Origin of the sequence: Achromobacter sp. 2789STDY5608621 (assembly GCF_001299375.1) — a bacterium.
Classification (GTDB): Bacteria; Pseudomonadota; Gammaproteobacteria; order Burkholderiales; family Burkholderiaceae_B; genus Achromobacter; species Achromobacter insuavis.
Map to the genome: position 1 here is coordinate 19417 of NZ_CYTU01000038.1, position 4541 is coordinate 23957.

At 67.4% G+C, this 4541-nt stretch carries 4 protein-coding genes; 3 read left to right on the plus strand and 1 reads right to left on the minus strand.

Annotated features, from left to right (window positions below):
• Positions 1–313: hypothetical protein (locus AOZ53_RS25595; RefSeq protein ID WP_054489899.1), on the plus strand; the 313-nt coding region annotated here is incomplete at its 5' end.
• Positions 314–333: 20 nt separating this feature from the next.
• Here AOZ53_RS25595 and AOZ53_RS25600 read toward each other — a convergent pair.
• Positions 334–1701: a sigma-54-dependent transcriptional regulator gene (locus AOZ53_RS25600; RefSeq protein ID WP_054434936.1), complete on the minus strand. Its 1368-nt coding sequence runs from the start codon at positions 1699–1701 to the stop codon at positions 334–336.
• Between the two features lie 174 nt (positions 1702–1875).
• Between AOZ53_RS25600 and AOZ53_RS25605 the strand changes: the two genes are divergently transcribed.
• Both AOZ53_RS25605 and AOZ53_RS25610 read left to right on the plus strand, forming a co-directional pair.
• Positions 1876–2823 carry a sigma-54 interaction domain-containing protein gene (locus AOZ53_RS25605; protein WP_156333513.1) on the plus strand — a complete coding sequence of 316 codons (948 nt, stop codon included), beginning with the start codon at positions 1876–1878 and terminating at the stop codon, positions 2821–2823.
• Positions 2824–3040: 217 nt separating this feature from the next.
• The gene (locus AOZ53_RS25610; RefSeq protein WP_054489901.1) at positions 3041–4483 is read left to right on the plus strand and encodes an RNA polymerase factor sigma-54; all 1443 of its coding nucleotides are present in this window, start codon (positions 3041–3043) and stop codon (positions 4481–4483) included.
• The last annotated feature ends 58 nt before the right edge of the window (positions 4484–4541 follow it).

The following is a 4541-nucleotide window of genomic DNA, read 5'->3' on the forward strand; positions in this document are numbered from 1 at the left end:
GCAGACCGCGGCGGGCGCTTCGACGCCAGTGCGCAGTAACGAACAGATCGACAACCAATACAAAATGGACAAAAAGCAATGCGACGGGATGAAGGGCAACCAGAAGGACGTCTGCCAACAACAGGCCGAAGCCACCCGCGACAAGGCCCGCGCAGATGCCAAGGCCGGCAAGGAAAAGGCCGAAGCCAACCATGACGCCGCCAAGACGCGCAACGATGCCGACTACAAGGTGGGCAAGGAGAAATGCGACGCGCTGTCCGGCAACGCCAAGGACACCTGCATGGCGGACCTGAAAACGCGCTACGGCAAGTGACGCCGCGCCGGCGCGGCGCGTCACTCGCTGCCTGGCGATCCCTCTCCGGGCAGCGCATAGCCCGCCGCGGCATACTCCTCGAGCCGGTTGTAGAGCGTCTTGGGGCTGATGCCCAGCACCGCCGCGGCCTGCTTCTTGACACCCTTGCAGCGTTCCAGCGTGGCCAGGATCAGGCGGCGGTCGGCCTCGGCCAAGGTCTCGCCGACCGGCACGCTGACCTGCCCGCCCGCCAGGTCGCCGCTGGGCGACACCTGGGGTGCGAGCAGATCGGTATCCAGTTCGTCGCCCTCGGCCATGATGAAGGCGCGACGCACGAAATTCTTCAACTCGCGCACGTTGCCGGGCCATTCGTATTGTGACAAGGCGGCCGCCGCGCGCGTCGAAAACACCTTGGCGCGGCCGGTCTCTTCGTTCTGCGCCAGCAGGAAACGTTCGGCCAGGAAAAGGATGTCCTCGCCGCGTTCGCGCAGCGGCGGCAGTTCCAGCGGGAACACGTTCAGCCGGTAGTACAGGTCTTCGCGCAGCTTGCCTTCCTGCACTGCCTGCTCCGGATTGCGGTTGGTGGCGGCGACGATGCGGATGTCGCAGCCGATCTCGCGATTGGTGCCGACCCGCATGAACTGGCCGGTCTCGAGCACCCGCAGCAATTTCACCTGCAGGTCGAGCGGCATTTCGGTGACCTCGTCCAGGAACAGCGTGCCGCCATCGGCGCGCTCGAAATAGCCTTTGTGCTGGCGGTCCGCGCCGGTGAAGCTGCCGCGCTCGTGACCGAACATCTCGCTTTCTATCAGGTGGGGCGAAATCGCGCCGCAGTTGACCGCGATGAAGGGCCGCTGGCGGCGCGAACTCAATTCGTGGATGGCATGGGCGGCCAACTCCTTGCCGGTGCCGCTTTCACCGACCAGCAGCACCGTGACGCCGGTGGGCGCGACCCGGCCGATCTGGCGGTACAGTTCGCGCATCACGGCCGAACTGCCATACATCTTGCCGAAGCGCCCCGGCGCTTCGAACGGCACGCCCGGCAATTCGCCGCCGGCATTGAGCATGATGCGCGCCAGAATGCCATTCAGGCGATCCATGCAGATCGGCTTGACCAGGTAATCGGTGGCGCCCAGGCGCAGGGCCTGGACCGCGTTGTCCACGGTGCCATGGCCCGTCATCACCACCACTTCGGCGCTGGCCGCCGCGACGTTCTTGAAAATGTCCATGCCGCTGCCCTCGGGCAGCCTCACATCGGTCAGCACCAGATCGGGCGCCTGCCGCTCGAGCTGGATCAGCGCGTCTTTCACGCTGGCAGCCAGCGCCACCGTGAACCCGCTATCACGGCCCAATTCGGCCAGGGTTTCACGGATGGCATCGTCATCGTCGACGATCAGCAGATGGGGCATTGCGTCTCCTGGAGCCACGACGCGGGCAACGGCGCCCGCTGCCTGTGCGACCACTGTCGAGCATAGCCAAGCCGGCCCGGTTTGGCGCAAATATTCGATGTGATCCACCAACATTTTCGATTACTTGCAACTGGTCGCATCCAGGCAGGCGTCCGACCTCTACCATGGCCGCATATGAATGTCACCGGCTTGTCCCCCATCATGCAGAAGCTGGCCACCCAGGTGCGCCTGGCGGCCGAAACCGACGCCAGCGTCTTCATCGTGGGAGAAAGCGGCGCAGGCAAGGAAGTGGTGGCGCGCGCCATCCACGAGGCCAGCGCTCGCCGTGGACAGCCCTTTGTGGCGGTCAATTGCGGCGCCATCAGCGGCTCGCTCGCGCACGCCGAATTATTTGGTCACGAAAAGGGCAGTTTCACCGGCGCGGTGGCTCAGAACGCGGGGTACTTCGAATCGGCCAGCGGCGGCACGCTGTTCCTGGACGAGGTCACCGAAATGCCGCCCGACATGCAGGTGCATTTCCTGCGGGTGCTGGAGACCGGCACCTACCAGCGGGTCGGCGGTACCGATCTGCTGCGGGCCAGCGCGCGCATCCTGTGCGCCAGCAACCGCGACCCGGCCGCCTCGGTGGCCGACGGCCGATTGCGGCAGGACTTTCTCCACCGCCTGCTGGTGATTCCGCTGCGCGTGCCGCCGCTGCGCGAGCGCGACGGCGATGCGGCGATCCTGGCGCGGCAGTTCCTGGACCAACTGAACCGGCAGCACGGCACCCGCAAGACCTTCTCGACGCGCATGCTGCAGGCCATCGGCCGCCACGACTGGCCCGGCAATGTGCGCGAGCTGCGTAATGCGGTGCAACGCGCCTACATTCTCGGCGACGATGAACTGGACACCGAATTGCCGCGCCCGCGCGCCGCGCCGCACGCCGAATTCAAGGATGGCAGCCTGAACTTCCCGGTGGGCACGGCGCTCGGCAATGCGCAGCGCGACTTCATCCTGGCCACCCTGGCCCATCACGGCGGCGACAAGCGGCTGGCGGCGGAGACCCTCGGCGTCAGCCTGAAGACGCTCTACAACCGTCTGGACGTCTACGAGAAGGACCCCGGCGCCCCCTCGCGGCCCTGAGGCCCGCCTCGCTGTCGGGCGCGCAAGCCCCCTTGCCCGAGCGCCCCCGGCGCCGGCCGCGCGCAATATTTACCGTCTGCTTGTAATCCCGTCAGGCAGGCGCCCGCCGTGGCGCCGGTCCCGCCGCCACGCGCAGGGGTTGGCATGGTTCTTGCATGAATCCAAGAATGTGCCGCCGTTCCGGCGGCCGCTGCAGGAGAGCCCCTTGGGACACCCGATGCAAGAATTGCGGCTGCGCCAGCAGATGACCCTGGCCCCCCGGCTGCAGCAGTCGGTCAAACTGCTCCAGATGTCGGCGCTGGAATTCACCACGGCGGTCGAGCTGGCGCTGGCCACCAACCCCTTTCTCGAGGAAGCGGAAGAGCAAGCGCCGGACCCGGCCCCCGCCGGCCGTGACGCCGCGCAGGCCTCGCTGTCCGCCCCCGGCGTCACCGAGGAGCCTGTCCCCGGCCAGGGCGAAGATGCGCCGCCCGAGTCGCCGGCAACGGCGTCCGAGTACTCCGGCGACTATCCCGCATCCCACCGCGGCGATGGCGAAGACCACGATTTGAGCCAATGGGCCAGCGCGCCGGTATCCATGCGAGAAAAGCTGTCGCGCGATCTGGGCAACTACCGGCTTGGGCCGCGAGACCGGCTATTGGCCGAATTCATCATCGACGCGCTCGACGAGGACGGCTATCTGCGCACCCCGCTGGCCGGCCTTTGCGGCGCGCTCAGCCCGGACTTCACCCCGCCGCCCGAGGAAAGCGAATGGCTGGCGGCGCTGCGCCTGGTGCAGCAACTGGATGCGCCGGGCCTGGGCGCGCGCGACCTGCAGGAATGCCTGACGCTGCAGTTGGAGGCCGCCCCCGGCCTGGAGGCATCGCTGCGGGCGCTGGCGCTGCGCATCGTGCGCGAGCAGATCGACCGGCTGGCCAAGAACGATGCCGCCGGCCTGCGGCGCGCGCTGAACTGCTCCGAAGACGCCCTGCGCGATGCCTGCGCGCTGATCCGCGCGCTCGACCCCAAACCCGGCCGCCGCTACGACGACCAGGCGCCGGCGTACGTGGTGCCTGACGTGTTCGTCGACAAGTGGCGTTCGCGCTGGCGCGTCTTGCCCAATCGCGGCGCCATGCCGCAGGCCCGCCTGCATCACGTCTATGCCGAACTGTTCCGGCGCGCGCGGCTCGACGACCGCAGCCCCATGGCGCAGGAATTGCAGGAAGCGCGCTGGCTGGTGCGCAATGTCGAACAGCGCTACACCACCATCCAGCGCGTGGCCGAGGCGATCGTCAAGCGCCAGCAGACCTTTTTCGAATACGGCGAGGTCGCGCTGCGCCCCTTGATGCTCAAGGAAGTGGCCGACGACCTGGACATGCACGAATCGACCGTGTCGCGCGCGACCGTCGGCAAATACATGGTCACGCCGCGCGGCGTATTCGAGTTCCGCCATTTCTTCTCGCGCGAGTTGCCCACGGATTCCGGCGGCACCTGTTCGGCCGCCGCGGTGCGCGCGCTGATCAAGGAACTGATCGAGGCCGAGGATCCGGCCATGCCGCTGTCCGATGTTGCGCTGGCCCAGCAGTTGGCCACCAACGGCATCGTGCTCGCGCGGCGCACCGTGTCCAAGTATCGCGGCCAGTTGCGCCTGCCCCCCGCCGAGTTGCGGCGCGCGCATTGACATAGCCATTTTTCCCCAGCGCCACGAAAAACCGCGCATGGGGCGTGGCGATACGCCT